At 68.1% G+C, this 25,949-nt stretch carries 32 protein-coding genes; 8 read left to right on the plus strand and 24 right to left on the minus strand.

What is annotated here, in order from left to right:
• Window position 1: 1 nt before the first annotated feature.
• Window positions 2–1,093, plus strand: a complete 1,092-nt coding sequence (locus tag PM1_RS27100) for an anhydro-N-acetylmuramic acid kinase (protein ID WP_009615674.1) — start codon at window positions 2–4, stop codon at window positions 1,091–1,093.
• 51 nt (window positions 1,094–1,144) lie between these two features.
• Here PM1_RS27100 and erpA read toward each other — a convergent pair whose 3' ends face one another.
• Together erpA and argC are read right to left on the minus strand one after the other, a co-directional pair.
• Window positions 1,145–1,495, minus strand: a complete 351-nt coding sequence (gene erpA, locus PM1_RS27105) for an iron-sulfur cluster insertion protein ErpA (RefSeq protein WP_009615673.1) — start codon at window positions 1,493–1,495, stop codon at window positions 1,145–1,147.
• A gap of 146 nt (window positions 1,496–1,641) precedes the next feature.
• Complete coding sequence (argC, locus tag PM1_RS27110) at window positions 1,642–2,676, minus strand: N-acetyl-gamma-glutamyl-phosphate reductase (protein ID WP_009615672.1); 1,035 nt, start codon at window positions 2,674–2,676, stop codon at window positions 1,642–1,644.
• A 188-nt stretch (window positions 2,677–2,864) separates the two neighbouring features.
• Here argC and hemJ point away from each other — a divergent pair, with 188 nt between their 5' ends.
• The 6 genes from hemJ to coq7 all read left to right on the plus strand — a co-directional run bounded on the left by hemJ (window position 2,865) and on the right by coq7 (window position 7,485).
• On the plus strand, window positions 2,865–3,287 hold the full coding sequence (hemJ, locus tag PM1_RS27115; protein ID WP_173427880.1) for a protoporphyrinogen oxidase HemJ: 423 nt from the start codon (window positions 2,865–2,867) through the stop codon (window positions 3,285–3,287).
• Window positions 3,288–3,306: 19 nt separating this feature from the next.
• A complete protein-coding gene (locus PM1_RS27120) occupies window positions 3,307–4,275 on the plus strand; it encodes an NAD(P)H-dependent flavin oxidoreductase (RefSeq protein ID WP_009615670.1) in 969 nt (322 codons plus the stop codon).
• Window positions 4,276–4,378: 103 nt separating this feature from the next.
• The gene (locus PM1_RS27125) at window positions 4,379–5,479 is read left to right on the plus strand and encodes a DUF805 domain-containing protein (RefSeq protein ID WP_009615669.1); all 1,101 of its coding nucleotides are present in this window, start codon (window positions 4,379–4,381) and stop codon (window positions 5,477–5,479) included.
• Between the two features lie 52 nt (window positions 5,480–5,531).
• Window positions 5,532–6,323, plus strand: coding sequence for an SDR family NAD(P)-dependent oxidoreductase (locus tag PM1_RS27130; RefSeq protein WP_009615668.1), 792 nt, complete (start codon window positions 5,532–5,534; stop codon window positions 6,321–6,323).
• A gap of 77 nt (window positions 6,324–6,400) precedes the next feature.
• Window positions 6,401–6,739 carry a histidine triad nucleotide-binding protein gene (locus tag PM1_RS27135; RefSeq protein WP_009615667.1) on the plus strand — a complete coding sequence of 113 codons (339 nt, stop codon included), beginning with the start codon at window positions 6,401–6,403 and terminating at the stop codon, window positions 6,737–6,739.
• A gap of 98 nt (window positions 6,740–6,837) precedes the next feature.
• On the plus strand, window positions 6,838–7,485 hold the full coding sequence (coq7, locus tag PM1_RS27140) for a 2-polyprenyl-3-methyl-6-methoxy-1,4-benzoquinone monooxygenase (RefSeq protein WP_009615666.1): 648 nt from the start codon (window positions 6,838–6,840) through the stop codon (window positions 7,483–7,485).
• Window positions 7,486–7,674: 189 nt separating this feature from the next.
• Here coq7 and speD read toward each other — a convergent pair whose 3' ends face one another.
• Both speD and PM1_RS27150 read right to left on the minus strand, forming a co-directional pair.
• Complete coding sequence (gene speD, locus PM1_RS27145; protein WP_009615665.1) at window positions 7,675–8,469, minus strand: adenosylmethionine decarboxylase; 795 nt, start codon at window positions 8,467–8,469, stop codon at window positions 7,675–7,677.
• A gap of 222 nt (window positions 8,470–8,691) precedes the next feature.
• Window positions 8,692–9,114 (minus strand): OsmC family protein, encoded by a 423-nt coding sequence (locus PM1_RS27150; protein ID WP_009615662.1) that lies wholly within the window; start codon window positions 9,112–9,114, stop codon window positions 8,692–8,694.
• A gap of 358 nt (window positions 9,115–9,472) precedes the next feature.
• On the opposite strand from PM1_RS27150, the gene crp reads away from it, so the two are divergent.
• Window positions 9,473–10,120: a cAMP-activated global transcriptional regulator CRP gene (gene crp, locus PM1_RS27155; protein ID WP_009615660.1), complete on the plus strand. Its 648-nt coding sequence runs from the start codon at window positions 9,473–9,475 to the stop codon at window positions 10,118–10,120.
• A gap of 409 nt (window positions 10,121–10,529) precedes the next feature.
• Here crp and trpC read toward each other — a convergent pair whose 3' ends face one another.
• From trpC to PM1_RS27255, 20 genes are all read right to left on the minus strand, one after another.
• Window positions 10,530–11,366 carry an indole-3-glycerol phosphate synthase TrpC gene (gene trpC / locus PM1_RS27160; RefSeq protein ID WP_009615658.1) on the minus strand — a complete coding sequence of 279 codons (837 nt, stop codon included), beginning with the start codon at window positions 11,364–11,366 and terminating at the stop codon, window positions 10,530–10,532.
• Window positions 11,363–12,412 (minus strand): anthranilate phosphoribosyltransferase, encoded by a 1,050-nt coding sequence (gene trpD, locus PM1_RS27165; protein ID WP_009615656.1) that lies wholly within the window; start codon window positions 12,410–12,412, stop codon window positions 11,363–11,365. The genes trpC and trpD overlap by 4 nt, the downstream gene beginning before the upstream one ends.
• A complete protein-coding gene (locus tag PM1_RS27170) occupies window positions 12,409–13,005 on the minus strand; it encodes an aminodeoxychorismate/anthranilate synthase component II (RefSeq protein ID WP_009615655.1) in 597 nt (198 codons plus the stop codon). Before PM1_RS27170 ends, trpD begins: the two co-directional genes overlap by 4 nt.
• 312 nt (window positions 13,006–13,317) lie before the next feature.
• The gene (locus PM1_RS27175; protein ID WP_009615653.1) at window positions 13,318–13,578 is read right to left on the minus strand and encodes a hypothetical protein; all 261 of its coding nucleotides are present in this window, start codon (window positions 13,576–13,578) and stop codon (window positions 13,318–13,320) included.
• Window positions 13,575–13,934, minus strand: coding sequence for a hypothetical protein (locus PM1_RS27180; RefSeq protein ID WP_009615650.1), 360 nt, complete (start codon window positions 13,932–13,934; stop codon window positions 13,575–13,577). Before PM1_RS27180 ends, PM1_RS27175 begins: the two co-directional genes overlap by 4 nt.
• Window positions 13,931–14,548 (minus strand): glycoside hydrolase family 19 protein, encoded by a 618-nt coding sequence (locus PM1_RS27185; RefSeq protein WP_009615649.1) that lies wholly within the window; start codon window positions 14,546–14,548, stop codon window positions 13,931–13,933. The genes PM1_RS27180 and PM1_RS27185 overlap by 4 nt, the downstream gene beginning before the upstream one ends.
• 11 nt (window positions 14,549–14,559) lie before the next feature.
• Complete coding sequence (locus tag PM1_RS27190; RefSeq protein WP_009615648.1) at window positions 14,560–15,576, minus strand: phage late control D family protein; 1,017 nt, start codon at window positions 15,574–15,576, stop codon at window positions 14,560–14,562.
• Window positions 15,577–15,622: 46 nt separating this feature from the next.
• Window positions 15,623–15,829, minus strand: coding sequence for a tail protein X (locus PM1_RS27195; protein ID WP_009615647.1), 207 nt, complete (start codon window positions 15,827–15,829; stop codon window positions 15,623–15,625).
• Window positions 15,813–16,649: a phage tail protein gene (locus PM1_RS27200; RefSeq protein WP_009615646.1), complete on the minus strand. Its 837-nt coding sequence runs from the start codon at window positions 16,647–16,649 to the stop codon at window positions 15,813–15,815. The genes PM1_RS27195 and PM1_RS27200 overlap by 17 nt, the downstream gene beginning before the upstream one ends.
• Window positions 16,650–16,677: 28 nt before the next feature.
• Complete coding sequence (locus tag PM1_RS27205; protein WP_009615643.1) at window positions 16,678–18,612, minus strand: tail length determinator protein; 1,935 nt, start codon at window positions 18,610–18,612, stop codon at window positions 16,678–16,680.
• Window positions 18,613–18,770: 158 nt separating this feature from the next.
• Entirely contained in the window at window positions 18,771–19,082 is a 312-nt protein-coding gene (locus tag PM1_RS27210; protein WP_009615639.1) for a phage tail assembly protein, read from the minus strand.
• Window positions 19,083–19,092: 10 nt separating this feature from the next.
• Window positions 19,093–19,596 (minus strand): phage major tail tube protein, encoded by a 504-nt coding sequence (locus PM1_RS27215; protein ID WP_009615632.1) that lies wholly within the window; start codon window positions 19,594–19,596, stop codon window positions 19,093–19,095.
• A gap of 12 nt (window positions 19,597–19,608) precedes the next feature.
• Complete coding sequence (locus PM1_RS27220; protein ID WP_009615630.1) at window positions 19,609–20,766, minus strand: phage tail sheath subtilisin-like domain-containing protein; 1,158 nt, start codon at window positions 20,764–20,766, stop codon at window positions 19,609–19,611.
• Between the two features lie 96 nt (window positions 20,767–20,862).
• On the minus strand, window positions 20,863–21,366 hold the full coding sequence (locus PM1_RS27225; protein ID WP_009615620.1) for a DUF4376 domain-containing protein: 504 nt from the start codon (window positions 21,364–21,366) through the stop codon (window positions 20,863–20,865).
• A 12-nt stretch (window positions 21,367–21,378) separates the two neighbouring features.
• Window positions 21,379–22,941 (minus strand): phage tail protein, encoded by a 1,563-nt coding sequence (locus PM1_RS27230; RefSeq protein ID WP_009615619.1) that lies wholly within the window; start codon window positions 22,939–22,941, stop codon window positions 21,379–21,381.
• Complete coding sequence (locus PM1_RS27235) at window positions 22,932–23,546, minus strand: phage tail protein I (protein ID WP_009615618.1); 615 nt, start codon at window positions 23,544–23,546, stop codon at window positions 22,932–22,934. The genes PM1_RS27230 and PM1_RS27235 overlap by 10 nt, the downstream gene beginning before the upstream one ends.
• Window positions 23,539–24,429 (minus strand): baseplate assembly protein, encoded by an 891-nt coding sequence (locus PM1_RS27240; protein WP_009615617.1) that lies wholly within the window; start codon window positions 24,427–24,429, stop codon window positions 23,539–23,541. The genes PM1_RS27235 and PM1_RS27240 overlap by 8 nt, the downstream gene beginning before the upstream one ends.
• On the minus strand, window positions 24,426–24,752 hold the full coding sequence (locus tag PM1_RS27245; protein WP_009615616.1) for a GPW/gp25 family protein: 327 nt from the start codon (window positions 24,750–24,752) through the stop codon (window positions 24,426–24,428). Before PM1_RS27245 ends, PM1_RS27240 begins: the two co-directional genes overlap by 4 nt.
• 100 nt (window positions 24,753–24,852) lie before the next feature.
• Complete coding sequence (locus PM1_RS27250; RefSeq protein WP_009615615.1) at window positions 24,853–25,416, minus strand: phage baseplate assembly protein V; 564 nt, start codon at window positions 25,414–25,416, stop codon at window positions 24,853–24,855.
• On the minus strand, window positions 25,413–25,931 hold the full coding sequence (locus tag PM1_RS27255) for a hypothetical protein (RefSeq protein WP_009615614.1): 519 nt from the start codon (window positions 25,929–25,931) through the stop codon (window positions 25,413–25,415). The genes PM1_RS27250 and PM1_RS27255 overlap by 4 nt, the downstream gene beginning before the upstream one ends.
• Between the last annotated feature and the right edge of the window lie 18 nt (window positions 25,932–25,949).

Here is a 25,949-nt window from a genome sequence, read left to right on the forward strand (position 1 = left end):
CATGGCGCTCTACCTGGGGGTGATGTCCGGCACCAGCCTCGATGGCCTGGACATCGCCCTGGTCGAGCAGGGTGAAGACTCCACCACCCTGCTCGCCTCCCACTACCTGCCCATGCCCGCGGACCTGCGCGCCGAACTCCTGGCCCTGTGCGCCAGCGGCCCCGACGAGATCGCCCGCGGCGCCTGCGCCGAGAATGCCTGGGTGCGGCTCGCCGCCCAGGGCATCCTGGAACTGCTGCAGCGCCAGCAACTGCCGCCGCAAGCCATACGTGCCATCGGCAGCCACGGCCAGACCGTGCGCCACGAGCCGCAGCGCGGCTTCACCGTGCAGATCGACAATCCCGCCCTGCTCGCCGAGCTGACCGGCATCGACGTGGTGGCCGACTTCCGCCGCCGCGACCTGGCTGCCGGCGGCCAGGGCGCGCCGCTGGTCCCGGCCTTCCACCAGGCGCTGTTCGGCAACGAGAAGCAGCGGGCCGTCCTCAACGTCGGCGGCTTCAGCAACGTCTCGCTGCTCGCGCCTGGAGAGCCGGTACGCGGCTTCGACTGTGGCCCGGGCAACGTGCTGCTGGACAGCTGGATCCACGACCAGCGCGGCGAATCCTATGACCGCGACGGCGCCTGGGCGGCCAGCGGCCAGGTGAACGACGCACTGCTGCAGCGCTTCCTCGCCGATGACTTCTTCGCCACCCGTGGGCCGAAGAGCACCGGGCGCGAGCGTTTCAACCTGCCCTGGCTGAAGGCGCAGCTGGCCGAAGGCCCCGCCCTGCCCGCCGAGGATGTGCAGGCCACCCTGCTGGAGCTCAGCGCCCGCAGCATCGCCGAATCCCTGCTGCATGCGCAGCCGGGTTGCGAAGAGGTGCTGGTATGTGGCGGCGGCGCCTTCAACGGCGCATTCATGGCGCGCCTGGCGGCGCACCTGCCCAGGGCAAAGGTGGCCAGTACCGCGGAATACGGCGTGGCGCCGGAATGGATGGAGGCCATGGCCTTCGCCTGGCTGGCGCACCGCTTCCTCCAGCGCCTGCCCGGCAACCGCCCGGAAGTCACAGGCGCGGCCGGGCCGCGGATACTCGGCGCCCTCTACCCCGCCTGATACAAACGAAAACGCCGCGCAGATGCGCGGCGTTTCGTCATTACGGCCGACTCAGATCGAGAACGACTGTCCGCACCCGCAGGTGGTGGCGGCATTCGGGTTCTTGATCACGAAGCGCGAACCTTCCAGGCCTTCCTGGTAGTCCACCTCGGCGCCGGCGAGGTACTGGAAGCTCATCGGGTCGACCACCAGGCTGACGCCATCGCGTTCCACCACGGTGTCGTCGTCCGCGGTGTCCTCGTCGAAGGTGAAGCCGTACTGGAAGCCCGAGCAGCCGCCGCCGGTGACGAAGACGCGCAGTTTCAGACGCGGATTGCCTTCTTCGTCGATCAGCGTCTTCACCTTGTGCGCGGCCCCGTTGGAGAAGATCAGCGGGGTGGGGGTGAAGGTCTCGATGGTCATGTCAGATGTCTCCCGGCCGAAGCCGTACGTTACAACATTGCGGGCTATTATCCGCTTACCCGAGAAAAATGGTCAACTAAGCCAGGTCAATCCTTCGTCGAACATCCTTCGGGACGGGCTCCCGCAGTGGGAGCCCGGGGCCCGCCTCAGGGCAGCAGGGCCACGTTGGACAGGCCGAGGCGCTCGTCCAGGCCGAAGAGGATGTTCATGTTCTGGATCGCCTGGCCGGAAGCGCCCTTGACCAGGTTGTCGATCACCGACAGCACCACCACCAGGTCGCCGCCCTGCGGACGGTGCACGGCAATGCGGCAGACGTTGGCGCCGCGCACGCTGCGGGTCTCCGGGTGGCTGCCGGCGGGCATCACGTCGACGAAGGGTTCATTGGCGTAGCGCTCCTCGAACAGCTTCTGCAGGTCCACGCCGCGATCGGCCACCTGGGCGTAGAGGGTGGCGTGGATGCCGCGGATCATCGGCGTCAGGTGCGGGACGAAGGTCAGGCCGACATCGCCCTTGGCGGCGCGGCGCAGGCCCTGGCTGATTTCCGGCAGGTGGCGGTGGCCCTTGACCGAGTAGGCCATCATGCTCTCGCCGGCCTCGCAGAACAGCGAACCGACCTTGGCGCCGCGACCGGCGCCGCTGACGCCGGATTTGCAGTCGGCGATCAGCCGCGAGGTGTCGGCCAGGCCGGCTTCCAGCAGCGGGATGAAGCCCAGTTGGGTGGCGGTCGGGTAGCAGCCGGGCACGGCGATCAGGCGTGCCGACTTGATCGCCTCACGGTTCACTTCCGGCAGGCCGTAGACGGCCTCAGGCAGCAGCTGCGGCGCGCCGTGGGGCTGGCCGTACCACTTGGCCCACTCATCGGCATCCTGCAGGCGGAAGTCGGCGGACAGATCGATGACGCGGGTGCCGGTGGCCAGCAGTTCGCCGGCCAGGGCATGGGCCACGCCGTGCGGGGTGGCGAAGAACACCACGTCGCAGGCACCCAGGCGCTGCACGTCCGGCACGCTGAAGGACAGGTAGTCGTAGTGGCCTCGCAGGTTCGGGTACATGTCGGCGACCTTCACGCCCTCCTCGGAGCGCGAGGTGATCACCTCGACGCGCGCCTCCGGATGCTGGGCCAGCAGGCGCAGCAGCTCCACACCCGTGTAACCCGTACCACCTACGATACCGACCTTGATCATCTGTCCGTCACTCCGCCAATAAGGGGCTCACTCAGAACCGCCAATGATAAGAGCGCGGGCCCCGCATGAACAGGCCGAAGCGCCGCGGGCGACGAGTCGCCGGCAGGGGCGTGCGGCTTCGCGGGGATGACGCTGGCACGGGGCTGCCACTACTATCAGCGCAACCGTGACCCGAGGAGCTATCGATGCTGTATCTGTGGATAAAGGCCCTGCACATAGTCGCAGTGGTCTGCTGGTTCGCCGGCCTGTTCTACCTGCCGCGCCTGTTCGTCTACCACGCCATGAGCGAGGACGCCGCCAGCCGCGAGCGCTTCCAGGTGATGGAGCGCAAGCTCTACCGCGGCATCATGGGCCCGTCGATGATCCTCACCATCCTGCTCGGCGCCTGGATGCTCTACCTGACCCCGGGCTGGCTGAGCCAGGGCTGGCTGCACGCCAAGCTGACCCTGGTGGTCCTGCTGATCGGCTACCACCACGCCTGCGGCGCCATGCTCAAGCGCTTCGCCCGTGGCGAGAACCGCCGCAGCCACGTGTTCTTCCGCTGGTTCAACGAAGTCCCTGTGCTTTTCCTGCTGGCCATCGTCATTCTGGTCGTGGTCAAACCTTTCTGAATCCTGCCCGGAGCCTCCCATGTCCCTGCCCGCCCTGCTCGACCGCCGTCTGCGCCTGCCCCTGGTGGCGGCGCCCATGTTCCTGGTGTCCAACCCGCAACTGGTGCTGGCCTGCTGCCACAGCGGCATCGTCGGCAGCTTCCCGGCGCTGAACCAGCGCGAGAGCAGCGGCTTCAAGGCCTGGCTGGAAGAGATCGAGGCCGGCCTGGCCAACGCCCCGCAAGCAGCGCCCTATGCGGTGAACCTCATCGTCCACCACAGCAACCCGCGCCTGCAGGCGGACCTTGCGCTGTGCGTGGAGCACCGCGTGCCCATCGTCATCACCAGCCTGGGGGCGGTGCGCGAAGTGGTCGATGCGGTGCACAGCTATGGCGGCCTGGTGTTCCACGATGTGACCACCCGCCGCCATGCGGAGAAGGCCGCCGAAGCCGGGGTCGACGGGCTCATCGCGGTGGCCGCAGGCGCCGGCGGCCATGCCGGCACCTGGAGCCCCTTCGCGCTGGTCGCGGAGATCCGCCAGTTCTTCGACAAGACGCTGCTGCTGGCGGGCTGCATCAACCGCGGGCACGAAATCCTGGCGGCGCAGATCCTCGGCGCCGACCTCGCCTACCTCGGCACGCGCTTCATCGCCACCCGCGAGAGCAACGCCTCCACCGCCTACAAGAAGATGCTGCTGGAAGCCCGCGCCGCCGACATCATCCACACCCCCGCGGTCTCCGGCGTGCCGGCCAGCTTCATGCGCCAGAGCCTGGAGGCCGCCGGCTTCGACATGGCGCGCCTGAACGAGAAGGGCGAGCTGAACTACGGCGAGAAACTCAAGCCAGTCAACGACGAGGCCAAGGCCTGGAAGACCGTCTGGTCCGCAGGCCAGGGCGTGGGCAACATCAGCGACCTGCCGTCGGTGGACGAGTTGGTGGCGCGCCTGGACCGGGAGTACCGCGATGCCCTCCAGCGCGGCGGCGCCCTGCCCGGCCTGCTGCGTCCCTGAACGGGGCTCGCAAATCCGCGCATGCTGGCTTGTTGCCCTCTGGGCCTGCGATTAGGCTGTAGCCAGAAGCTACAGCCCAATCAACCGACAAGGATGCCCCTCGATGGATGAACCACGCTACAAGATCGTGTTCGACGGCACGCTGATGCCGCAGACGCCGCAGGAAACCGCCAAGGAGAACCTCGCCCGCCTGTTCAAGAGCGACCTGGCGCGCATCGAGGCACTGTTCAGCGGGCAACTGGTCGTGCTCAAGCGCGACCTTTCCGAGGGCGAGGCCGACAAGTACCTGCAGGCCCTGCACAACGCCGGCGCCCAGGCGCGCAAGGAATCCGACCTGGTATCCAGCCTGTCGCTGGTGGAGACCGAGGATCACCCCGGCGCCCAGACCCAAGCCGCGGAACAGGCGGCCAGCGCCGAGCGGATGACCTGCCCGAAGTGCGGGCACGAGCAGGCCAAGGCCAGCGAGTGCAGCGCCTGCGGCATCATCATCGACAAGTACCTGGCGCGCCAGGCCGAGCTGTCCGCGAGCCAGCCCATCGCCGCGGCGCCGGCCACCACTGCCGGTTCCAGTTCCGGCAACGCTGCCCAATCGCCCTACGCCACCCCGCAGGCACCGGTCGGCGAGGCGCTGCCGGAATACGGCGAGCTGCAGTACTTCACAGTCCAGGGGCGCATCGGCCGCGTCCGCTACCTGGGCTGGAGCATGGGCATGATCCTCGCCATGATCCCGCTGTTCATCCTCTTCGCCGCCCTCACTGCGGCCTCCCAGACGCTGGGCGCCTTGGTGCTGATCGCCGCCTGCGTCGGCATGGTCGTGGTCAGCATCTTCTTCGGCGTCCAGCGCCTGCACGACATCGGCTGGTCCGGCTGGCTGTGGCTGCTCAACTTCGTGCCCGTGGTGGGCAGCGTCATGGCCCTGCTGATGCTGCTAGTGCCGGGCAGCGTCGGCGCCAACCGCTACGGCCCGCCGCCGCCGCCGAACAGCCGCGGCGTGACAGGCCTGGCCTGGGCGTCGATCCTGGTGCCCGTCGTCGGCATCCTCGCCGCGATCGCCATCCCGGCCTACCAGGGTTACCTCACCCGCGCCCAGGAGGCGGCCTACAGCCAGGACCAGAGCTACGACCCGGCCGCGACCGCCGAGCCCCAGACCTACGACGACGAGGACGCGGCCGCCGTCGAAACCGACGAGCCCTCGGAGCAATAGCCCACGGCAATGGGGCGCGCTAGAATCCGCGCCCCATTCCGGAGACCCATCGATGCCTCGCTATGCCCTGATCACCGGCGCCTCCAGCGGTATCGGCCTCGCCCTGGCCGAGGCCCTGGCGCGCCGCGGCCAGGCCCTGATCCTGGTGGCGCGCCAGCGCGATGCCCTGGAAAGCATCGCTTATGAGCTAGCCCAGCGTTTCGGCGTGGATGTGCTGTTCCGTATCTGCGACCTGTCCGAGCCGCTGCAGCTCTCCGGACTACTGCATGAGCTGGAGCAGTCCGGCCGGCAGATCGAGCTGCTGGTGAACAACGCCGGTTTCGGCAGCGGCGGCGCCTTCGTCGAGCAGGACTGGTCCCGCGAGCAGGAGATGATCGAGCTCAACGTCCTCGCCCTGGCGCGCCTGTGCCACGCCATCGGCGGGCAGATGGCGCGCAGCGGCGGCGGGCAGATCCTCAACGTGGCGTCGGTGGTCGGCTTCATGCCCGGCCCCTGGATGAGCAACTACTACGCCAGCAAGGCCTACGTCCTGCACCTGTCCGAGGCCCTGCGCAGCGAACTCAAGCGCCATGGCGTCAAGGTCTCGGTGCTGTGCCCGGGGCCGACGCGCACGGCCTTTTTCCGCAATGCCAGCGTGGAGGCCGCCCGCCTGGACGGCAGCAAGCTGATGATGAGCCCCGAGGAAGTGGCGCTGATCACGGTGAAGGCCCTGCGGCGCAACAAGGCCATCATCATCCCCGGCTGGCGCAACCGCCTGATGGCCTGGAGCCCGCGCCTGGCGCCGCGCTGGCTGGTGCGCTGGATCGCCGGGCGGGCCAACCGCTCGGTGCTGCCCAACCCATAGCCTCGGCGCGCCAGGCTGTGTTCCCCGGCCGCGGCCGGCTAAACTGCGGTCCATCGCCCCCTACCGGAGGACATCCCATGGACTGCCTGTTCTGCAAGATCGCCGCGGGGGAAATCCCGGCGCGCAAGCTCTACGAAGACGACCAGGTCATCGCCTTCCACGATATCGGCCCGCAGGCGCCGGTGCATTTCCTGGTGGTGCCGAAACGGCACATCGCCACCCTCAACGACCTGGAGGAGGCCGACAAGCCGCTGGCCGGGCACATCCTCCTCACCGCCCAGCGCCTGGCCGCCGAGCAGGGCTGCGCGGAAGGCTTCCGGGTGGTGATGAACTGCAACGACCTGGGCGGCCAGACCGTGCACCACATCCACATGCACGTCCTCGGCCAGCGCCAGATGCACTGGCCGCCGGGCTGAGCCGCCAGGCGCAGGGCGGCCACGCAGCCGCCCCGCCGCAAGACCTGTCATCGGCAATCCGTTAAACTGGCCGCTGTTTTCCCTTTCGGAGGTGCGCCATGTCCGCCGACCGTCACTATTCCCCCGCCGACCGTTTCCTGCTGCAGGCCGATGCCGCGCTGCGCACCCTGCTGCCCTTCAGCGGTCACCCGGCACGTCCGTCGCCGGCCATCGTGCAGCCCGACGCCGAGCTCGACGAGGCCGACAGCCGCCACATCGCCGGGCTGATGCGCATCAACCACACCGGCGAGGTCTGCGCCCAGGCGCTGTACCAGGGCCAGGCGCTGACGGCCAAGCTGCCGCAGGTGCGAAAGGCAATGGAAGAAGCCGCCGACGAGGAGGTCGACCACCTGGCCTGGTGCGAACAGCGCATCCGCGAACTGGGCAGCCGCCCGAGCCTGCTCAACCCGCTGTTCTATGGCCTGTCCTTCGGCGTCGGCGCGGCGGCGGGGCTGATCAGCGACCGCATGAGCCTGGGCTTCGTCGCGGCCACCGAGGACCAGGTGTGCAAGCACCTCGACGAACACCTGGAACAACTGCCGGCCGAAGACCAGAAGAGCCGCGCCATCCTCGAACAGATGCGCATCGACGAGGAGCAGCACGCCAGCAACGCCATCGAGGCTGGCGGCCTGCGCTTCCCGGCGCCGGTCAAGTTCGGCATGACGCTGCTGTCCAAGGTGATGACCAAGACCACCTACCGTATCTAGGCTTCAGGCTTCAGGCTTCAGGCTTCAGGCTTCAGGCTTCAGGCTTCAGGCTTCAGGCTTCAGGCTTCAGGCTTCAGGCTTCAGGCTTCAGGCTTCAGGCTTCAGGCTTCAGGCTTCAGGCTTCAGGCGAACAGCATGACGCGCTCTTCGCTCTTGCCTACAGCCTACCGCCTAAAACCTGCAGCCATCTCAGTGCGGCATGTTGCGACCGTAGAAGATCTCCAGCATCTCGTGGCGGACGCGTTCTTCCACCTGCTTGCGCTGCTCCGGCGAGAGGTTGCTCGTGGCGTCGCCGAACAGGTAGTTGTCCAGGTCGAACTGCTTGAGCAGCATCTTGGTGTGGAACAGGTTCTCCTGGTACACGTTCACGTCGGTCATCTGGTAGGCCTCGTACGTGTCGTCGGAGAGGTAGTTCTGGATCGAGTTGATCTCGTGGTCGATGAAGTGCTTCTTGCCCTCCACGTCGCGGGTGAAGCCGCGCACGCGGTAGTCCACGGTGACGATGTCCGAGTCGAACTGGTGGATCAGGTAGTTGAGCGCCTTCAGCGGCGAGATCACCCCGCAGGTGGAAACGTCGATGTCCACCCGGAAGGTCGCGATGCCTTCCACCGGATGGATCTCCGGGTAGGTGTGCACGGTGATATGGCTCTTGTCCAGGTGCGCCAGGATGGTTTCCGGTAGCGGCCCGGGGGATTCCTCGATCTGGCTGTCGGTCGGGGTGACCGGCTGCTCGGAGATCAGGATGGTAACGCTGGCGCCTTGGGGGTCGTAGTCCTGACGGGCGATGTTCAGGATATTGGCGCCGATGATGTCGACAACATCGGTGAGGATCTGCGTCAGGCGCTCGGCATCGTACTCTTCGTCGATGTACTGCACGTACGCCTGCTGGTCTTCCGGCGTCTCGGCGTAGCAGATGTCATAGATGTTGAAGCTCAAGGTCTTCGTCAGGTTGTTGAACCCGTGGAGCTTGAGTTTGCTTTTCACCGTGGGGGAACTCTCTTCAATGCGGCTCTGCCGCGTGGTTGAGCATGCCCGTCAGATGCTTACGGCGCACCTGCGTAGGACGGTTTACACCTCTTCGCGTTGGCGATTGTGGTTGCTTGGTTTGGGGCCTGGCCCCGAAAAAAGGTGGCGCATTATGCAGAGGTCGGGCGACCTCTGCCAGCCTTTACGCCACCGCCATGACGATCCCGTGACGAGAGGATGTCAGCCGAGCTCGACGATCTCGTAGTCGTGGGTGATCTCCACGCCCGCGCGGCCGAGCATGATCGAGGCCGAGCAGTACTTCTCCGCCGACAGCTCGACGGCGCGCTTGACCTGGGCTTCCTTCAGGCCGCGGCCCTTGACCACGAAGTGCACGTGGATCCTGGTGAACACCTTCGGGTCCTCGCCGGCGCGATCGGCCTCGAGGAAGGCCTCGCAGCTCTCCACCGGCTGGCGGCCCTTCTTGAGGATGCTGACCACGTCGAAGTTGGTGCAGCCGCCCAGGCCGAGCAGCAGCATCTCCATCGGGCGCACGCCCAGGTTGCGGCCACCGGCATCGGGCGGACCGTCCATCACCACCACATGACCGCTGCCGGATTCACCGAGGAACATGGCCTCGCCGGCCCACTGGATTCTCGCTTTCATGCAAAGGCTTCCGCCGGAAAAAAGGGGGCGACAGCTTATCACAAGGCCTGGAATGCCCGGCGATGTTGACCAGGTCTCAATTCGAGCCCTGACACCTTAACGTTCTATTATGCTGGCGTCATTTTACTGGCACACTCACGAGGTTAAATTGACAGCCCGACCAGCTTTTGATTGTCGGCGCCAGAACGTCTGTTTAAGCTCTTGCCATCAAAAAAGACCGCCAGCCATCGAGCTGCGGCACCGATGCTCGGGGGAGAGCGTCGTAACGTCACGGTAAGCCAGCCAGGGACGACACATAACAACTCGACAAAAGCGCCTGTCGTGCACAGGGCCATTCTTATAATTTCGGGACTCGGGCATGGTAGCTATTACCCTTACACCCAAACACAAAAACCTCGACAAGTTGCTCGCACACTGTCACCGCCGCCGCTACACCCCAAAGAGCACCATCATCTACGCCGGGGATCGTTGCGAAAGCCTGTTCTTCATCATCAAGGGCTCGGTCACCGTCCTGATCGAGGACGACGATGGCCGGGAAATGATCATCGGCTACCTCAACAGCGGTGATTTCTTCGGCGAGATGGGGCTGTTCGATAAGGACGGCAGCGCCGCCCAAGAACGCAGCGCCTGGGTTCGCGCCAAGGGTGAATGCGAGGTCGCCGAGATCAGCTACACCAAGTTCCGCGAACTCTGCCTGCAGGACCCGGAGATCCTCATCACCCTCGGCAGCCAGATGGCCGAGCGCCTGCGCAAGACCACGCGCAAGGTCGGCGACCTGGCCTTCCTTGACGTCACCGGACGCGTCGCCCGCACCCTGCTGGACCTGTGCCAGCAGCCGGACGCCATGACCCACCCCGACGGCATGCAGATCAAGATCACCCGCCAGGAGATCGGCCGTATCGTTGGCTGCTCCCGGGAAATGGTCGGCCGCGTGCTGAAGAGCCTGGAGGAGCAGGGTCTGGTGCATGTGAAGGGCAAGACCATGGTGGTGTTCGGCACCCGCTGAACTTCGGCAGCAAGAGCGCCGCTTGCCTCCATGGGGGAACGGCGCTCTTCCAGCTATTCCCGTGGCGCGGCTTCGCCTGCGGAGTGGGGCGCAGAACGTAGGGAGGCTCGGGCGTAGGAGCAACTGTCTGCGCCGAGGCGTTTTTCGTAGGATGGGTTGAGCTTGCGAAACCCATGCGGTTGCGCTGATGGGTATCGCTTCGCTCAACGCCATCCTACGAAAAGCCATGCTCGCTCATGCGGTAGGAGCGGACTTTGTCCGCGATTGGACTCCTCGGCCACGCCGGACGGAACGCCCCATCTCCCGTCAGGACGGGGCGCACATGGAGAGGGATCGGAGGCAAAGGCGAACACCTTTGCTGACCCCTCTACAACAATGCCAGCCTTCCTGATTGCGCCTCCCTACAAACTCAATCCGGATCGGCGCCCAGCACAGCACTACGGCGCTCGGGGAAGAACAGCCGCTTGAGCTCGACACCCGGATCATCGGCACGCATGAACGCCTCGCCGACCAGGAACGCATACACCTCGTTGACCTCCATCAGCTCGATGTCGGCACGGTTGAGGATGCCGCTCTCGGTCACCACCAGGCGATCGCGCGGAATCTCCGGCAGCAGGTCGAGGGTGGTATCCAGGCTCACCTCGAAGGTATGCAGGTTGCGGTTGTTGATGCCGATCAGCGGGGTGTCCAGGGTCTTCAGCGCACGCTCCAGCTCGTCGCCGTCGTGCACCTCGACCAGTACGTCGAGCTGCTGCTCCTTGGCCACCGCGGCCAGTTCGGCCATGCGCGCGTCATCCAGCGCGGAGACGATCAGCAGGATGCAGTCGGCGCCGATGGCGCGGGCCTCGACCACCTGGTAGGGGTCGATCATGAAATCCTTGCGGATCACCGGCAGCGCGCAGGCGGCGCGGGCTTCCTGCAGGTAGGCGTCGGCGCCCATGAAGTAGTCGATGTCGGTCAGCACCGAGAGGCAGGTGGCCCCGCCTTCCTGGTAGCTGCGGGCGATGTCCGCGGGCGAGAAGTTCTCGCGCAGGATGCCCTTGCTCGGCGAGGCCTTCTTCACCTCGGCGATCACCGCCGGCTGCTTGCGCTGGGCCTGCGCCAGCAGCGCCGCGGCGAAGCCGCGCGGGGCGTCGGCGGCGCGGGCGCGCTGCTCCAACTCGGCGAAGGAAACGTGCGCGCGGCGCTCGGCGACTTCCTCGGCCTTGCGGGCCAGAATCTTCTGCAGAACCGTGGGCACAGTCACTGTGCATTCTCCTCTCGGTAAACGGCGGTAAAGGCAGCCAATTCGTCCATTTTTTCCCGGGCCAGGCCGGTGTGCAGGGCATCGTGGGCCAGGTGCATGCCCTCGTGCAGCGTGCTGGCGAGGTCAGCGGCGTAGAGCGCGGCGCCGGCGTTGAGCACGATCAGCTCGGCGGCCTTCTGCCCGGCCTCGGTCCTGCGCCGGCCGAGGGCGTCGCGGATCAGCTCCAGGGACTGCTGCGGGCTGTCGACGGTGAGGCCGATCAGCGTCTGGCTGCGGATGCCGAAGTCTTCCGGCTTCACTTCGTACTCGCGCACCTCGCCGTCCTTGAGTTCTGCGACGTGGGTGGCGGCGGCCAGACTGAACTCGTCCAGGCCATCGCGCGAATGCACCACCAGCACGTGCTCGCTGCCCAGGCGCTTGAGCACCTCGGCCAGCGGCCGGCACAGCGCCTGGTTGAACACGCCGACCACCTGGTGGCGCACGCCCGCCGGGTTGGTCAGCGGGCCGAGCATGTTGAACAGGGTGCGCAGGCCCAGCTCACGCCGCGGGCCCGCGGCGTAGCGCATGGCCTTGTGGTGGACCTGGGCGAACATGAAACCCACGCCGACGCTCTCGATGCAGCGGGCCACCTGCTCGGACTTCAGGTCCAGGTAGATGCCGGCGGCTTCCAGCAGGTCGGCGCTGCCGCTCTTGCCGGACACGGCGCGGTTGCCGTGCTTGGCCACCTTGCCCCCGGCGGCGGCGACCACGAAGGCCGAGGCCGAGGACACGTTGAAGATGTTGGCGCCGTCGCCGCCGGTGCCGACCACGTCGACCACGCGGTCCAGGCTCTGCAGATTCACGCCGTCGGCCAGCTCACGCATCACCGAGACCGCTCCGACGATCTCGTCGATGGTCTCGCTCTTCATGCGCATGCCCATGAGGAAGGCGCCGATCTGCGCGTCGGTGCACTGGCCGGTCATGATCTCGCGCATGACCGCCTGCATTTCCTCGGTGGAAAGGTCGAGCTGGTTGACCACGCGGTCGAGGGCTTCCCTGATGTTCATGCGCGCACTCCGCCCTGCTGCTTGAGGAAGTTGGCCAGCATTTCGTGGCCCTGCTCGGAAAGTATGGACTCGGGGTGGAACTGCACGCCCTCGACGTTCAGCGTCTTGTGGCGCAGGCCCATGATCTCGTCCACGGAGCCGTCGTCGTGGGCGGTCCAGGCGGTGATCTCCAGGCACTCGGGCAGGGTTTCGCGCTTGACCACCAGGGAGTGGTAGCGCGTCTGCGTCAACGGGTTGTTCAGGCCGGCGAACACGCCCTGGTCGGTGTGGAACACCGGGCTGGTCTTGCCGTGCATGACCTGGCGCGCGCGCACCACGTCGCCGCCGAAGGCCTGGCCGATGGACTGGTGCCCCAGGCAAACGCCCAGCAGCGGCAGCTTGCCGGAGAAACGCCGGATCACCTCCAGCGACACACCCGCCTCGTTGGGGGTGCAGGGCCCGGGGGAGAGCACGATGCGCTCGGGGTTCAGCGCGGCGATCTCGTCGACGCTCAGCTCGTCGTTGCGAATGACGTGGATGTCGGCCTTCAACTCGGCGAAGTACTGCACCAGGTTGTAGGTGAAGGAGTCGTAGTTATCGATCATCAGCAGCATGTCTGCTCGGACCTCAATGATTGCACTGCTTTCGGTTCGCGTCGCCGGCGCACCCGGGGCGGCCTGGGCAGGACCTGGCCATTATGCCAGCGGATGGGGGGACGAACGCGGGGAAGGGACCGGCGCGAGGGCCGGGAAAGAAGGAATCAGGCGCGCCAGCGCCAGCGGGCGAATGCCTTGAGGAGGGAGATGAGGATGCTGTTGCGGTGAATCACGGTAGCGATCTCGCCAGATGATTGCCGAACAGTAGCCGATGGCCGCCCGGCAACGCAAGCCGCACGGGCCCGCGCGGCGCCGGGAGCCGGCGGGCGGCTAGCGGCAGGCGTCCAGCGCGGCGCGCAGGCGGGCCTCGTAGCCCAGGTGCTGCTGGCGCTCGGCGAGCAGTGCGCGGACCTTGGTCTGCAGCGAGTCGGAAGGATGCAGGAGGGAAGTGGCGAACACCGGCATGGGGACGGCCGGCGCCCGGCAGGGAATGGCGACCGGCACCCGCACTTCAAGCGCGGCCGGTTGGGTTGGCGCCGCGGCGGTGCAGGCCGCCAGCAGCGGCAGGCCCACGAGGAGAAGAACTTTCATGGCGCCAGCTCCTGGTCGATGAGCTGGCGCGCAGCGGCGCAGTCCTCGCCGTCGCTGTGCCCCGCCAGCAGGCGCTGGGCGGCCGCCTCGTGGGCATCCGCCTGCACCTGGGCCGCCCGCAGCGCCTGCGCGGCGTCGATCTCGCGCTTCCGCGCGGCGAGCGCCAGTTCATCCAGGCGGCGGTTCTGCTCGGTCAATTGGGCGTGCAACGTGCTGCGGCCCTGGGCACAGAGCGCGCTCTCGACGCGGGCGGCGTCCAGTTGCGGACGCAGGTGCCGGGCCGCGAGCCAGGCGCCCACGGCAACGCCGAGGCCGATCAGGAGCAGGACGACGGCGAGCTTCCGGTACAGGCTCATCCCAGCACCTCCTGCGCCCGTCGCCACAGTTTCTGGCGCTCGGCCAGGCCATTGAGGCCACCGTTGATGCGCCGGGTGATGTCCTCGAAACGGCCGGCGTCGGCCAGTTCGTTCAGGCCCTCGGCCGCCCACCACCAGGCCGCCGACTCGCAGGCCCAGCGCGGTTCGGCGAGCGACTCCGGGTGGGCCTCGAAGGCCTGGCCGAGCGCCATGCCGACGCGCCGATAGTTGGCCCGGCCGGTGATCTGCAGCAGGCCACGGCCACGGTAGCGCCAGCCATCGCCGGAGGCCTCGTCGCCATTGCCGTTGCGCCCGGCGTAGGCGCAGTTGGCGATGGCCTGGGGCTGGTAGGCCAGTCGGCAAGCCAGCGCGGTGGGCTTGCCGGCGGCGTTGCGGAAGCGCCGCGGCCAAGTGTCCGCCAGGCCCTGGGCGCTGTAGGCGAGGTTTTCCACCAGGCGCGTCAGCCCGGCGCTCTCGTGGCCGACCTGGGCGAGGAAAGCGGCGGCGCGCGGCGCTCGGTCAACCCCGTGGGCACGCATCGCCGGCACCAGCCAGGGCAGGACCTGGCCGGCCCGGGGAAACAGCTGCAGCAGTTGTTGGTCGGTGATCTCCATGCGGCCCTCCTTCAGCTGCGCCCCTTGCCACCCGCGGCATCGGCCTTGCCCTGGGCGCCGCCGTTGCAGGTGATGGTGGTGCTCCAGCCGCCGGCATCCAGGCGCTGTTCCACCGAGTCGGTGAGGAACTCGCCGTCCAGGCCGTCCTTGAAGCCGCTCAGCCGCACGCTGCGCTCGGCGAACAGGTCGCTGCGCCCGGGCATCTGCAGACGCACGAAGGCGCTGCCGCGGTTGAAGTCGGCCAGCCGCGCCCTGGCCGCCTGCTCGGCGGCGCCGCGGTCCGGGTAGGGATGGCGGTCGACGAACTCGGCGCCGACGTCCTCCGGCGCCTTCGGGTTTTCCAGCGCCACCTGGCGCATGGCGCCGCTGGCCGGGTCCTGGTAGCAGGTCTTCACCCGGCGGTAGACGGTGCGGTCGTCGAGGCGCAGGTCGAAGGAACCGACATCGCCCGGCATCAACTCCAGCGGCGCGATGGTGCGCCCGGAAGCGCTCTCCCCGGCCTGGCGCGGCAGCACCAGCAACAGGCCGTCGGCCAGCTTGGCGGTGCAGTCGTGCTGGCGGGCCAGGCGGGTGATGAAATTGAAGTCCGATTCGTTCAACTGCTCCGCGCGGGCGACGTTCACCTGCACCGGGCAGCGCGCGCTCCAGTGGTTGCGCGCGGCCAGGTCGAAGACGATCCGCGCCAGGCTGGCGTTCTCCCAGGCGGCGCAGCGGGTGCTTTTGCCCTCGCCGTGCATGTCGCCGGCGCGGCCGCTCAGGGTCAGCCGGCGGGGCGGCCCGTCGAAGCGGAGCGCATCCACCCGGTAGCGGCCCATGGGCGCCAGTTCCTCCCCGGCGTAGCCGAGGAACAGGTCCAGCCAGGCGCCGCGCGCGGGTAGCGCAATGGCGCCGTCGCGGTCGTCGAGGACCAGCTCGAAGGTGTCGGACTCCAGGCCCGGCTTGTCGGTCAGGACCAGGCTGAGCAGACGGTCGCTGAGCAGGTGGGTGATGTCGCTGCCGTTGGCGAGCAGACGGAAGGTCGGGCGCACTTCGGGCCTCCGGAAATGAAAGACCCCGCCGGAGCGGGGTCGGGGGTCAGTCCCACAGGCGTACCCGGGGATCGCTGGGGGGCGGCAACTCGGGCAGGCGGATCAGCAGCCCGGCGCGCAGCGGCTGGGGCTCGTCGGCCAGGCCGGGGTTGGCTTCGAGGACGGCTTCCACGCTGCCCAGCAGGTGCCCGTAGTGGTACTGGCAGAGGCTGTCCAGGCAGTCGCCGTCCGCGGTTCTACAGATCGTCGCCATAGCGGGTGAACTCCAGGGTGAAGGCCTGGCTGCGCGGCACGCCGTCGCTCAGCAGGCTGGATTGGTTCTCGCCGATGCGGGTGATGCACCAGTTGCCCAGCAGCTGGCCGGACCAGCTGCTCAGGCTCAGCGGCTCGCGGCGCGCGGCGATGTCGCGCAGCTTCTGCAACTGGCCGACGCCGGCGCCCAGCAGGGTGGCGATGGTGCCGCTGAGGCTCAGCGTCTCCGCGCCCTGCCCCGGCGACTGCAGGGCCGGGCGCCGGTCCAGACGCGCCTGGGGCACCCAGCTGTACTGGGTGTCGCGCACCAGCTTGTCGAAGGCCGCGGTGGACAGGTTGAAGTAGAAAGGCGTGGCGTTCGGCGCCAGCGGCCGCATCACCAGCAGGTGGGGCTGCGGCTTGACCGCTTCCGCCGCCGGCGTGGTCAGCGGCGCCAGCAGCTCGCTGGGGATGATGTTGGCCAGCTTCGGGCTGATCGCCCCGGCGATGCGGTTGATCGCCTGACCGGCCCGCGCCGCCTGCCGGCCCAGCGCGTCGAGGCGCTCGTCCACCCGCTGCACGGCGCGCTCGGCCTTCGAATAGACGGCCACCACCTTGTCCAGCCGCGCATTGGCCTGGTCGATGCCGCGCATCACGCGCTGCAGTTGCGCCGACACGCCGGACGGCAGGCCCAGCAGTTTCTCCAGCTGGCCGCTGGCGTCCTGCAGCTCGCCGATGGCCTGGTCCAGTGGATCGACCGTGCCCTTCAGCTCGCGGCGGCCGGCCTCTATGGCCTGGCCGATGGACCGCAGGCCGGCCTGTAGTTGCTCCATGTAAGCCATGCTGGCTCCTCATTCGTCATGTCGCCGTTCAGAGCCTCGGCAGGTCGAACAGGCTGTCGTTGCGCTGGCGGCTATTGAATTCGTCGAGCAGCCGGCGCAGCTGTGGCAGCAGTTGCTCGGCCAGCAGGCGCGGCTCGAACAGGCCGCCGCCGACGTTCAGGGTGATCTGCGGGGAGAAGTGCCAGTTCTGCACCGGGGGTATCGCTGGTGGGGCGGGAGGCAGCTTCGCTTCGGGCGCACTGGCGGCCTCGGCCTTCGCCGCTGCACTCTCCTTGCCCAGCCAGGCGCCGAGCCTGCCACCGCCCCAGCCGCCCAGCTTCTCGCCCAGCTTCTCGCCCAGCAAGCCGCCGAGCGCACCGCCGATGGCCGTGCCCACCACCGGGACTATCGAGCCCACGGCAGCGCCCAGCGCGGTTCCCACCAGGGCGCCGGCGGCACCGCCATAGCCTTCGCCCTTCTGCTGCGCTGAGCCGTCGCTGGCATAGGTCTGCACGGCACCCAGCACAGCCAGCCCAGCACTCAGCGGTACGGCACCGCGCAGCAGCAGGCGACCGCCGCGGGCCAGTTGCGCGCCGCCCTTGCCGGCCGCGTCGAGCACGGCGGGCACTCCACTCACCGTGTTGCCTGTGCGCAGCGCGATCTCCGGCAGCTTCCCGGCTCTCGCACCGAGCAGGCCGCCCCGCGCCAGGTTCACGGCGCCGCGCCCCGCATCGAACAGCGCCCGGCCCCCCTTGTAGGCACCGAACAGCCCCACAGCCGAAGCCACCACGCCGGGGTTCTCGTTGACCAGCTGCGTCCCACGGCGGAAAGCCTCGGAGCCCACCTCCAGCGCAGGGTCCACGTAAGGCACGAGCGCATCGCCGACGGTTCCCAACAGCGTCTCGCTGGATGCCCGCGCCGCACCGATGCGGGCCGAGGTCGTGTCATTGCGCTGGAGAAGAAGGCTGTCGACCACTCCGCTGGCCTTCAAGGCTTGCGCTTGCAGGTGCTGCAACTCCTTCCCGCCGCCCGAGGCCGGCAGCAGGCCCTTGAGCCCTTTGCTCACCCTTTCGGCTGCCTCTTCGGGCGAACCGCTCTTGCGCATCTGCAGTTCCAGCATGGCCCCCAGGCGGACGACGGCCTCGCTGCCCTGCCCCTTTCGCGGGCGCGCCCTGGACAACAGTTCCGGCAGGTGGCGCGCCAGGTCCGCCGTCTCGAACTCGCCCTGCTGGCCGAGGAAGGCCAGGGAGTCCAGCGTCTTCGCCAGCTCGACGGGAGTATCGAGCCCGGCCTTCACCTGCAGGCTGCGCGGCAGCGCCGCGGTGTCGGCGAGCCCGGCGCCCTGGCTGCGGGCGAATTTCGCCGCCAACGGCAGGAGCGCCTGGGCATCCTGCTGCCGCATGCCGCTGTCCATCAGCGCAGCGAGCAGGCTCGCGCTGTCGTCCCGGCTCATCCCGCTGCCTTGCGCGCTTTCCTGCACCCGTTGCGACAGTTGCCGTTCCTGCGCGGTGTCGGCGATACCGCCACGGATCGCCAGGGCGCGGATGCGTTCCTGGTAATCCGCGGCGATACCGATGGGCACGCCCATGGCGCTGCCGAACCTGCCCAGCTCGCCGAAGCGGCGGCCGGCGCTCTCCAGTTGCTCCCAGCCCCGGGCCCTGAGTTCGCTGCCACGCACACTGCGGCCCAGGCGCTCATACAGCTTCGACAGGTTGCCCACCTCCAGGCCGTGCCGCTTGAGCAGCGCCAGGTTGCCTTCCAGTGCCCGCAGGGTCGTGCCCGCCTGGGCGTCGCCGATGCGCTGCAGGCGCAGGTATTCCGCCTGCAGGTCGCGGGTTTCACCCACCAGGCCCTGGAGGTCGAAGGCACGCTCGCTGCCACGCCGGAGCGCTTCCACACGCGCCTTGGCGTCCGCCACGACCGCCCCGAAACTGGCGTCGAGCACCCCGCCGAGCACGATGCTGATCTTCTGTTTCTCGCTCATCGCTCATTCCATCCATCAAAGGCGGGAGCGGCGCATGCACGCCGCTCCCGCGCCCTCAGGCAGCGTCCTCGCCCAGCCACCAGAGCAGTTCGCCCTGGCTCATGCCGTCGAGGTCGGCGGCGCCGAAACCCAGTTCGCGGGCCAGGCGCCGCGCCAGCTCACGCATCCGCGCCGGGCTCGTCGCCGTCTTCGCGCACCAGGCGAAAGTAGGCGTTCTGCAGCCGCTGGTAGTCGCTGAGCTTGAGCCCCTCCAGGTCCTGGGCGCTGACCTGGGCGAGGGAGGCGAACAGTTGCAGCTCGCGCTCCTCCGCATCGCCGCCGACGCGGGTGGCCAGGCGGATGTCGCGCACCGTGGGCGCGCGCAGGGTCAGGCTGTCGACGCTGACGCCGTTGCATTGCGCCGGGCGCGACAGGCGCACGGTGGCGGCGTCGGCGCCCAGGCTGAGCCAGGCCGGTTGTGCTTGGGTCATGGCGCGCACCTCACAGGCCGAGGTGGCCGCGCAGCGCGGCCAGTTGGTCGACGCCATTGATGCGGCGCACCGAGTTCAGCGGGTCGATCTCGAAGACCTCGCGGCCGTCGACCTCCAGCTTGTAGTAGCTGACCACCACGTTGAACTTGAACTCGGCCAGCTCGCCGACCTTCCAGTCGCCCGGGTCGACTTCCTGGAGCATGCCGCGGACGGTGGCGATCACCGGCACGGCGTCGCCCTTCTGGCCCTTGAAGGAGCCGCGGAACACGCCGTTGAAGCCGCTCTGGTCGGCCAGGCCGAAGAAGTTCAGCGCCTCGCGCCGGGCGCCGTTGGTGGAGAACTTCGCTTCCATCTTCTCCAGGCCCATGTCCAGGGCGATGGGCGCATCCATGCCGCCGGCCTGGTAGTCCTGGGTCTTGATGCTCAGCTTGGGCAGGGTCAGCGACGGCACGTCACCGGCGAAGCTGACGCCGTCGACGAACAGGTTGGTGTTGCTCAGGGTTTGCGGAATCATGGGTGTTGCTCCTTAGGCGTCGAGGACTTCGGTGAGCCACTGGTCGGTGACTTCCACACGGAAGTTGGGGTTTTCGGCGGGCGGCACGTCGGTGAAGCGGATGTTCCAGTACACCTTGCCCTGGGCCAGTTGGCTGGCGGTGTTGAGTTCCGCGTCGGCGTAGACCTCGAAGTCGATCACCGCGCCCTGGTTCTTCAGGTCGCGCATGAAGGCGCGCAGGCCCTCGGTGACGTCCTTGACGTAGGTCTTGGTGATGCCGCGGTCGACCGCCCACTTGTGCCCGGCGAGGATGGCGTCCATCACCATGTCGAGGGTGCGCACGCGGGTCACGAAGGCCCACTTCGGGTCGCTGGACAGGGTTCGGTTGCCCCACAGGCGGTAGCCGTCGTCGCGGATGATGGTGGTGACGTTGGCGTTGTTCAGCAGGTTGGCGCGGCAGGTCGCGTCGCCGTCGAGGAACTCCACCGGGCGGGTGGTGCCGGTGATGCCGGTGAACACCTTGTTCGACGGCGAGGACCAGAAGCCGTACTCGGCGTCGGTCCAGGCGAACAGCCCGGCGGCGTAGGCCGAGGCCGGGGCGTCGGCGGTGGCGCTGGCCTCGGTGTCCCAGTACTGCACGCCGGGGTCGACCAGGTACACGCGCTTGCTGCCGAACTCGCCGGCATAGGCGATGGCCGCCTCGTCGGTGCTGTTCGGCCCGTCGACGATGGCGATGGCGCGCAGCTTGCCGGCCAGGGCGTCCATGGCGGTGGCCACGGCCTCGGTGGCGGAATGCTGCGGCGCCACCAGCAGGCGCGGCTGGGCGTTGAAGCGCGACTTGCCGTCGAGCAGCGCCTGCAGGCCGGTGCGCTGGCCGGACTCGGTGACGCTGCCGATTATCGCCGAGGTCAGCTGCGCCGGGTCCTCGACCTCGGCCACACCGACCGCGACGACCACGGCGGAGGCCTGGGTGAAGATGGCGGTGCAGGCCTTGTAGATTGCCGAGCCCACGCCGAAGGCGGCGGCCGCCTCGCGCAGGCTGGTCAGCAGCACCGGCACGTCGGGCTCGGCGCTGGCCGGAGCGCCCGGGGTGAAAGTATCCACCAGGCCGATGATCGAGGACGACGGCCGTGCGATGGTGCGCGCGCCGACGTCGACGTTGGTCACGGTAACGCCGTGAAAGAAGCTCATAGGGTTTTCTCCAGACATAAAAAAAACCGCCGGTAGGCGGTTGCTTGGTTGGCCCGGGCCGCGGGTGCGGTGGGCTGGATTGCGGTAGGCGTTGGCTCAGGCGGGCCAGCCCTGGTCGAGCATGGATTCCTCGAAGGTGCCAGCTTCCAGATGGGCCAGGAGCTCGGCTTCGCGGTCGAAGCAGGCTTGGACGTGGGCACGCATGGCGCTGGCCATCGCAATGAGTGCTTGGGCATCTAGGGTGACGAAGCCCTCGGTAGTTTTCCAGCGACAGGTGTAGTTCGGATCGAGCACGGCCGCCAACATGGCGGCGGTGACCAGGGCTTGGCTGTCGCGGGCCGTCGGCACATCGGTGCCGTTGACGGTGATACCAGCGGTTTCGGCTTGGTAGCGGCGCGCAGCGATTACGGCCAAATAGTCGGTTGATGTGCCCAGGACCAGGGGGCGTCCATCCGGGCCCGCGACAATAGTCTTGCCGGAAGCCTGGTCATCCAGCAGCGCGGCATGCTCTTCCTGTGTGATCTCGATGGCATCGCCAGGGATAGCGTCACCATGGATGTCGGCGATATAGAAACCGCCAGTTGAGGGGGAATAAAACATACTTGGCGATCCTCAATAACCGAAGACGATATAGCTGAAGGCAACAGCGCCAGCGCCAGTATTAGCGCTGGAGCGCACTGTCATCTGACTGCGGGAGTTTGGGGTGCCGTCCATGTGCATAGATGGAGCCAGGTTATTGCTGGATGCAGCCAACCCTGCAAATGCGCCATTAGGAAAAGCTAGAGGGAAGGTAACTGTCGCGCTGTTCGCACCACCGCCGGCGATTGATCCACGCCCCCACTGGATGATCAGACCGCTTGGGAACTTCTGGTAGCCGCTGGAGGAAAGGCTTGCACCGAATACTGCTTGATACTTCAGCAGCGCCGAGCCTTCGATACAACGCCAGGCTCCGGAGCCCGACGACTCCAACACCATCACGTCGCCGTTACCCAATACGGGTAGGCCCAAAACAGAATCGGTGCCCGCGTTGTAGCCGATGACGTCCGATCCTTGTTTTTTAATGGTGACAAGGCCGATGCCGACGTTACGAATCCAGATCAGCGTCCCGTCAGGGCAAGCAGAGCTAAGGGGCAGAGTGATATCAGTGCTTGATACTGAGTCAACTTGCACCAGCCTACCCATATGGGCGGCGGTCAGAGTGGTACTGCCGCTGATAATTGTAGTGCCCGACAGGTTTCCCAATGCGTTTTGAACAAATGCTGTCGTTGCCAACGATGCGTCATTGGCGAACTGCGCCGAGGTCGGCGCCGTAGGGTTACCAGTGAATGCCGGCGACTGCAGGCGCGCCAGGCCATCGGTGATATCGCGGAACGTCAGCGCGGTGGTGCCCACGACGATAGGAGCATCGGTGACGAGCTGCCAGATCGTGTCGGCCAGCAAGGTGCCGGACTCAATCACCACGACCATCCCCGGCGTGACCTCGGCGTTGTTGTCGGCATCGACAGCGCGGGCCCAGGCGCCCGCCGCAGCGACGTACAGGCCGTTCTGGCTGGCGGTGGCCTGGTGCTTCACCAGCACCCGGTCCCCGGCGGTGAGCGCGGCCGGCCAGTCGCCGCCGGCCTGGGTGGCCAGGCCACTCAAGTTGATGTTGCCGGTCGTGGCGTAACGTGCGGACTGCTTGTAGTCGAGCTTGCCCAACTCGGCTGCAACCCTGTCATCGACATATTGCCGGGTGGCAAGCACCACGCTCGGATCGATCTTCAGCTCCACCGAAGCGGTGTTGCTGACGATCAGCACCATGCGCACGGTCTGGGTGCGGCCGCTGCCTTCGGCCAGTTGCGGCTTGTAGGACGGCGCGCAGTTGGCGTAGGCGATCAGTGCGCCGGCCTCGTCGTACAGGCCCATCTCGCGGATCCACCAGCCGCCGACGTCCTCGGGGATGACCTGCTCGGCGATAATCTGCGCGGCGTTGGCCGGGTCGACGCTCAGTTGGTTCAGCGGCGCGCGGCGGACTTCGTTGACCAGCGCGGTGCGGCTGGCGTCCGGGGTCGGGACGCTGCCGCCGCCGTCGCCGACGGCCAGCTGGGTGATTTTCAGGGTGGTGCCCAGCGCGGTGGCATTCGCCAGCTTGCCGGCACCGACGGTGGTCAGGAGTGCGTAGTAGGTCACGGCCATGGGTAGACGCTCAGTTGGTCGATGGTGTGTTCCCGGCCGGGCAGGCCGTAGCCGCCGCGGGTCTCGATGACGTCCGGGAGATAGGGGTAGACGGTGGTGATGTCGCCGTCGTATTGGCCGGAGCCGATGTAGACCGGCCCCTGGGTTTCCAGGCTGATGTCCAGCCCGATGAGGTGGCGGGTCAGCGGCTTCGCGTCGTCGATCAGGCGCTCCACCTCCTGGTACATGGCTTCGCTGATGCCGCTGTCGAGCACGCCGATGCGCAGGCGAAAGGTGCCCGGCGCGCCCATGGGCGTGCCCTGCCACCACTCGATCACTTCGATCAGGTAGCCCAGCGGCTCGATCACCCGGCGCAACGCGGCGATGGTGCCCTTGTGCTGGTGGATGCGGAACGCCGCGGCAATAGCCTTGCGCTTCACCGGCTCGGCCCAGTCCGGGTCCCAGCGGTCCACCGACCAGGCCCAGGCCAGGTAGGGCAGCAGCGCCAGCGGGCAGCGCTGTGGGTCCATCAGCTCGCGCAGCGGGATCGGCAGATCGCTCACCTGCACGTCGGCCAGCGCCCGTTCCAGCGGCGTGGCGTTGCTGGGCAGCAGCCGGCTACTCATCGGAGCCTCCCACGCTGATGGCGTAGCCGGTGCAATAGGCGGCCCGGGTGGCGTCCAGCACCACGTCGGCGGCCGGTTGCGCCAGCTCCACGCGCTGTACGCCCTCCACGTGCAGCGCGGCGAACAGCGCCGAGCGGCGGATGTCGCGGCCGAGCCGGCGCTGGGTGGCGATGTAGCCTTGCAGCGAGGCTTCCGCCGCCTGGCGGATCAGCTCGGCCTCGGGCCCCGGGTAGATGTAGAGCACCCCCTCCACCCGGTAGTCGACGATGCTCGCCGACTGCACGGTGACGCGGTCGCCCACCGGCCGTACGTCCTCGTCGGACAGCGCCAGGCGCACCGCTTCGAGGATGTCCTCGGCAGCACTGCCATCGCCTTCGCGGGACAGCACGCTGATCAGCGCCTCGCAGGGCGCGGGGCTGATCGCCGAGACATCGGCGATGCGCCCGTCGGCGCCCAGCGCGAAGGCCACGTAGGCATTCCGCGGCCCGGCCACCGAGAGTTGGTCGAAGGCCAGCTGGGTGCGGTTGCGCAGCGAGTCGTCGCTCTCCAGCACAGCCTCCAGCGGCGGCACCGCCGACGGATCGGCGGGCTGGATCACCAGGCGCGCCACGTTGTAGCCGGCGGCCAGTTGCTCGAGGTCGCTGCCCGTGGCGTAGGCGAGCATCACTGCCCGCGCGGCGTCGTTGATGCGGGCGCGCAGCAGCAGCTCGCGGTAGGCCGCCAGCTCCAGCAGCTTGACCACCGGGTCGGACTCCAGCGCGGCGTCCCAGCCTTCGCCCATGGCCGCGCGGAAGGCTTCCAGCAGCTCCTGGTAGAGGCTCTCGAAGTCCAGGCTTTCCACCACATCCGGTGGCGGCAGCTGCGACAGGTCGATGATGCTCATGCCTGCACCTCCAGGTGGAAACCGTCACCCTGGTAGAGCCCGCTCAACAGCAGGCTGACGCGGCCATCGAGCACCACGCTGACCTTCACCGACTGCAGGCGGATGCGCGGCTCCCAGCGCCCGAGGGAACGGGCGACCTCGGCCTGCACCGCGCTTTTCCAGCCTTCGCTGAGCGGCAGGTCGACCATGCGCCGCAGCTGGCTGCCGTATTCCGGGCGCATGCGCCGGCTGCCCAGGGGCGTGCCGAGGATGTCCTCGATGGATTGTTTCAGGTGCGCCAGGCCGCCCAGGGGCTGGCCGTTGCGCCTGTCCATGCCGATCATGGCCGCGCCCTCCCCTGTGGCGGGCGGTTGTGCTTGCCCATGCTGTTCTCCAGAAACGAAGAGGCCCGCACGTGGCGGGCCTGTGGATGAAAGTGGCGGTTCAGTGGGTGTGGTGGTTGCTGTTGCCGGTGGTGTCCATGATCGAGCCGCTGCTGGTGACGTTGCCCTGCACCGCCAGGTTGCCCTGGATGGCCACCTCGCCCTGCAGGCTGATCTGCCCGGCCTTGACGCTGACCGCAGCGTCGCTGACCAGTACCTGCGCCCCACCCACCTTCACCGTGACGCTGCCGCTGGGCAGCTCGATGCTGTAGCTGTGCGCCGCCCAGTCGTAGCTCAGGCTGCCGCCGTCGGCGAAGCGCCAGGTCTCGACGTGGTCGCGGCTGTCCGCCGGGGCGCCGGCGTCGCCGTACAGGCCGGGCACGAAGGTGCCCATGGCCAGCACCCCGGACGGGCTGAGCAATACGCCCTGCTCGCCGATGCCCGGCGCCCGCCAGTGCCGCGCCGGGCCTGCGCCCTGGGCGTGCCAGCGGACCCAGGCACTGGTCCAGTCGCCATTGCGCACCCGCACCTTGGCGGCGGCCAGGTCCACGGCCACCACCACGCAGGGCACGATCAGCGAGGCGAGCATGCGGTCGTGCTCGGCGCTCACGTAGGTCGGGTTCATGCCAGGTCCTCCGGGGCGAAGTAGTCGGCCTCGTGGCCGGGGCCGGTCTGCGGCTCGATGCCCAGCAGCAGCGAGCCCGGCGGCTGGTCCTCCCAGGGCCATTCCGGCGTGCCCAGCAGCAGCGGCTGGTCCCACTCCAGCAGCCAGACGCGGTAGGCCTCGTTGGCCTCGGGCCGGGCCTGGACGAAGCCGGCCGGCTCCAGCGGCAGGTCCCAGGTCTGCGCGCGCAGCAGGACGGCGATCAGCGAGACCAGCTGCAGCGCCAGCACTTCCGCCTCGGCGTCGTCGCGCTGCAGCAGCAGGCGTGCCTGCAGGCGGCACAGCAGCGCCGTCTCGCCGGTGCCGGGGTCGCGGCCCGGCGCCAGCGCGGCGTATTCCAGCAGCAGCGCGGGTAGCTGCGGGGTGGCCGTGCCCAGTGGGCCGCGCAGTATCTGCACGGCCCCCGGCAGTACCGCGCGCAGCCGCTGTTCGACGGCGGCCAGCAGGCTTTCGAGGGTCAACTCCTGGTCAGGCATGGCGCCTCCCTGTTTCCG

Source organism: Pseudomonas sp. M1 (assembly GCF_022760135.1).
GTDB lineage: Bacteria > Pseudomonadota > Gammaproteobacteria > Pseudomonadales > Pseudomonadaceae > Pseudomonas > Pseudomonas citronellolis.

What these genes read in the sequence shown, in the direction of transcription:
- PM1_RS27195 (WP_009615647.1), bottom strand. Translation starts at nt 15,829, where the DNA reads ATGGCGACGATCTGTAGAACCGCGGACGGCGACTGCCTGGACAGCCTC.
- PM1_RS27185 (WP_009615649.1), bottom strand. Translation starts at nt 14,548, where the DNA reads ATGGAGATCACCGACCAACAACTGCTGCAGCTGTTTCCCCGGGCCGGC.
- trpD (WP_009615656.1), bottom strand. Translation starts at nt 12,412, where the DNA reads ATGAACATCAGGGAAGCCCTCGACCGCGTGGTCAACCAGCTCGACCTT.
- coq7 (WP_009615666.1), top strand. Translation starts at nt 6,838, where the DNA reads ATGTCCGCCGACCGTCACTATTCCCCCGCCGACCGTTTCCTGCTGCAG.
- argC (WP_009615672.1), bottom strand. Translation starts at nt 2,676, where the DNA reads ATGATCAAGGTCGGTATCGTAGGTGGTACGGGTTACACGGGTGTGGAG.
- PM1_RS27150 (WP_009615662.1), bottom strand. Translation starts at nt 9,114, where the DNA reads ATGAAAGCGAGAATCCAGTGGGCCGGCGAGGCCATGTTCCTCGGTGAA.
- PM1_RS27200 (WP_009615646.1), bottom strand. Translation starts at nt 16,649, where the DNA reads ATGGCTTACATGGAGCAACTACAGGCCGGCCTGCGGTCCATCGGCCAG.
- PM1_RS27255 (WP_009615614.1), bottom strand. Translation starts at nt 25,931, where the DNA reads ATGCCTGACCAGGAGTTGACCCTCGAAAGCCTGCTGGCCGCCGTCGAA.
- PM1_RS27215 (WP_009615632.1), bottom strand. Translation starts at nt 19,596, where the DNA reads ATGATTCCGCAAACCCTGAGCAACACCAACCTGTTCGTCGACGGCGTC.
- PM1_RS27135 (WP_009615667.1), top strand. Translation starts at nt 6,401, where the DNA reads ATGGACTGCCTGTTCTGCAAGATCGCCGCGGGGGAAATCCCGGCGCGC.
- PM1_RS27125 (WP_009615669.1), top strand. Translation starts at nt 4,379, where the DNA reads ATGGATGAACCACGCTACAAGATCGTGTTCGACGGCACGCTGATGCCG.
- PM1_RS27230 (WP_009615619.1), bottom strand. Translation starts at nt 22,941, where the DNA reads ATGGCCGTGACCTACTACGCACTCCTGACCACCGTCGGTGCCGGCAAG.
- PM1_RS27235 (WP_009615618.1), bottom strand. Translation starts at nt 23,546, where the DNA reads ATGAGTAGCCGGCTGCTGCCCAGCAACGCCACGCCGCTGGAACGGGCG.
- PM1_RS27175 (WP_009615653.1), bottom strand. Translation starts at nt 13,578, where the DNA reads ATGAAAGTTCTTCTCCTCGTGGGCCTGCCGCTGCTGGCGGCCTGCACC.
- PM1_RS27210 (WP_009615639.1), bottom strand. Translation starts at nt 19,082, where the DNA reads ATGACCCAAGCACAACCGGCCTGGCTCAGCCTGGGCGCCGACGCCGCC.
- PM1_RS27245 (WP_009615616.1), bottom strand. Translation starts at nt 24,752, where the DNA reads ATGATCGGCATGGACAGGCGCAACGGCCAGCCCCTGGGCGGCCTGGCG.
- PM1_RS27220 (WP_009615630.1), bottom strand. Translation starts at nt 20,766, where the DNA reads ATGAGCTTCTTTCACGGCGTTACCGTGACCAACGTCGACGTCGGCGCG.
- PM1_RS27205 (WP_009615643.1), bottom strand. Translation starts at nt 18,612, where the DNA reads ATGAGCGAGAAACAGAAGATCAGCATCGTGCTCGGCGGGGTGCTCGAC.
- erpA (WP_009615673.1), bottom strand. Translation starts at nt 1,495, where the DNA reads ATGACCATCGAGACCTTCACCCCCACCCCGCTGATCTTCTCCAACGGG.
- PM1_RS27180 (WP_009615650.1), bottom strand. Translation starts at nt 13,934, where the DNA reads ATGAGCCTGTACCGGAAGCTCGCCGTCGTCCTGCTCCTGATCGGCCTC.
- crp (WP_009615660.1), top strand. Translation starts at nt 9,473, where the DNA reads ATGGTAGCTATTACCCTTACACCCAAACACAAAAACCTCGACAAGTTG.
- PM1_RS27120 (WP_009615670.1), top strand. Translation starts at nt 3,307, where the DNA reads ATGTCCCTGCCCGCCCTGCTCGACCGCCGTCTGCGCCTGCCCCTGGTG.
- PM1_RS27250 (WP_009615615.1), bottom strand. Translation starts at nt 25,416, where the DNA reads ATGAACCCGACCTACGTGAGCGCCGAGCACGACCGCATGCTCGCCTCG.
- PM1_RS27100 (WP_009615674.1), top strand. Translation starts at nt 2, where the DNA reads ATGGCGCTCTACCTGGGGGTGATGTCCGGCACCAGCCTCGATGGCCTG.
- PM1_RS27240 (WP_009615617.1), bottom strand. Translation starts at nt 24,429, where the DNA reads ATGAGCATCATCGACCTGTCGCAGCTGCCGCCACCGGATGTGGTGGAA.
- PM1_RS27130 (WP_009615668.1), top strand. Translation starts at nt 5,532, where the DNA reads ATGCCTCGCTATGCCCTGATCACCGGCGCCTCCAGCGGTATCGGCCTC.
- PM1_RS27170 (WP_009615655.1), bottom strand. Translation starts at nt 13,005, where the DNA reads ATGCTGCTGATGATCGATAACTACGACTCCTTCACCTACAACCTGGTG.
- PM1_RS27225 (WP_009615620.1), bottom strand. Translation starts at nt 21,366, where the DNA reads ATGTTTTATTCCCCCTCAACTGGCGGTTTCTATATCGCCGACATCCAT.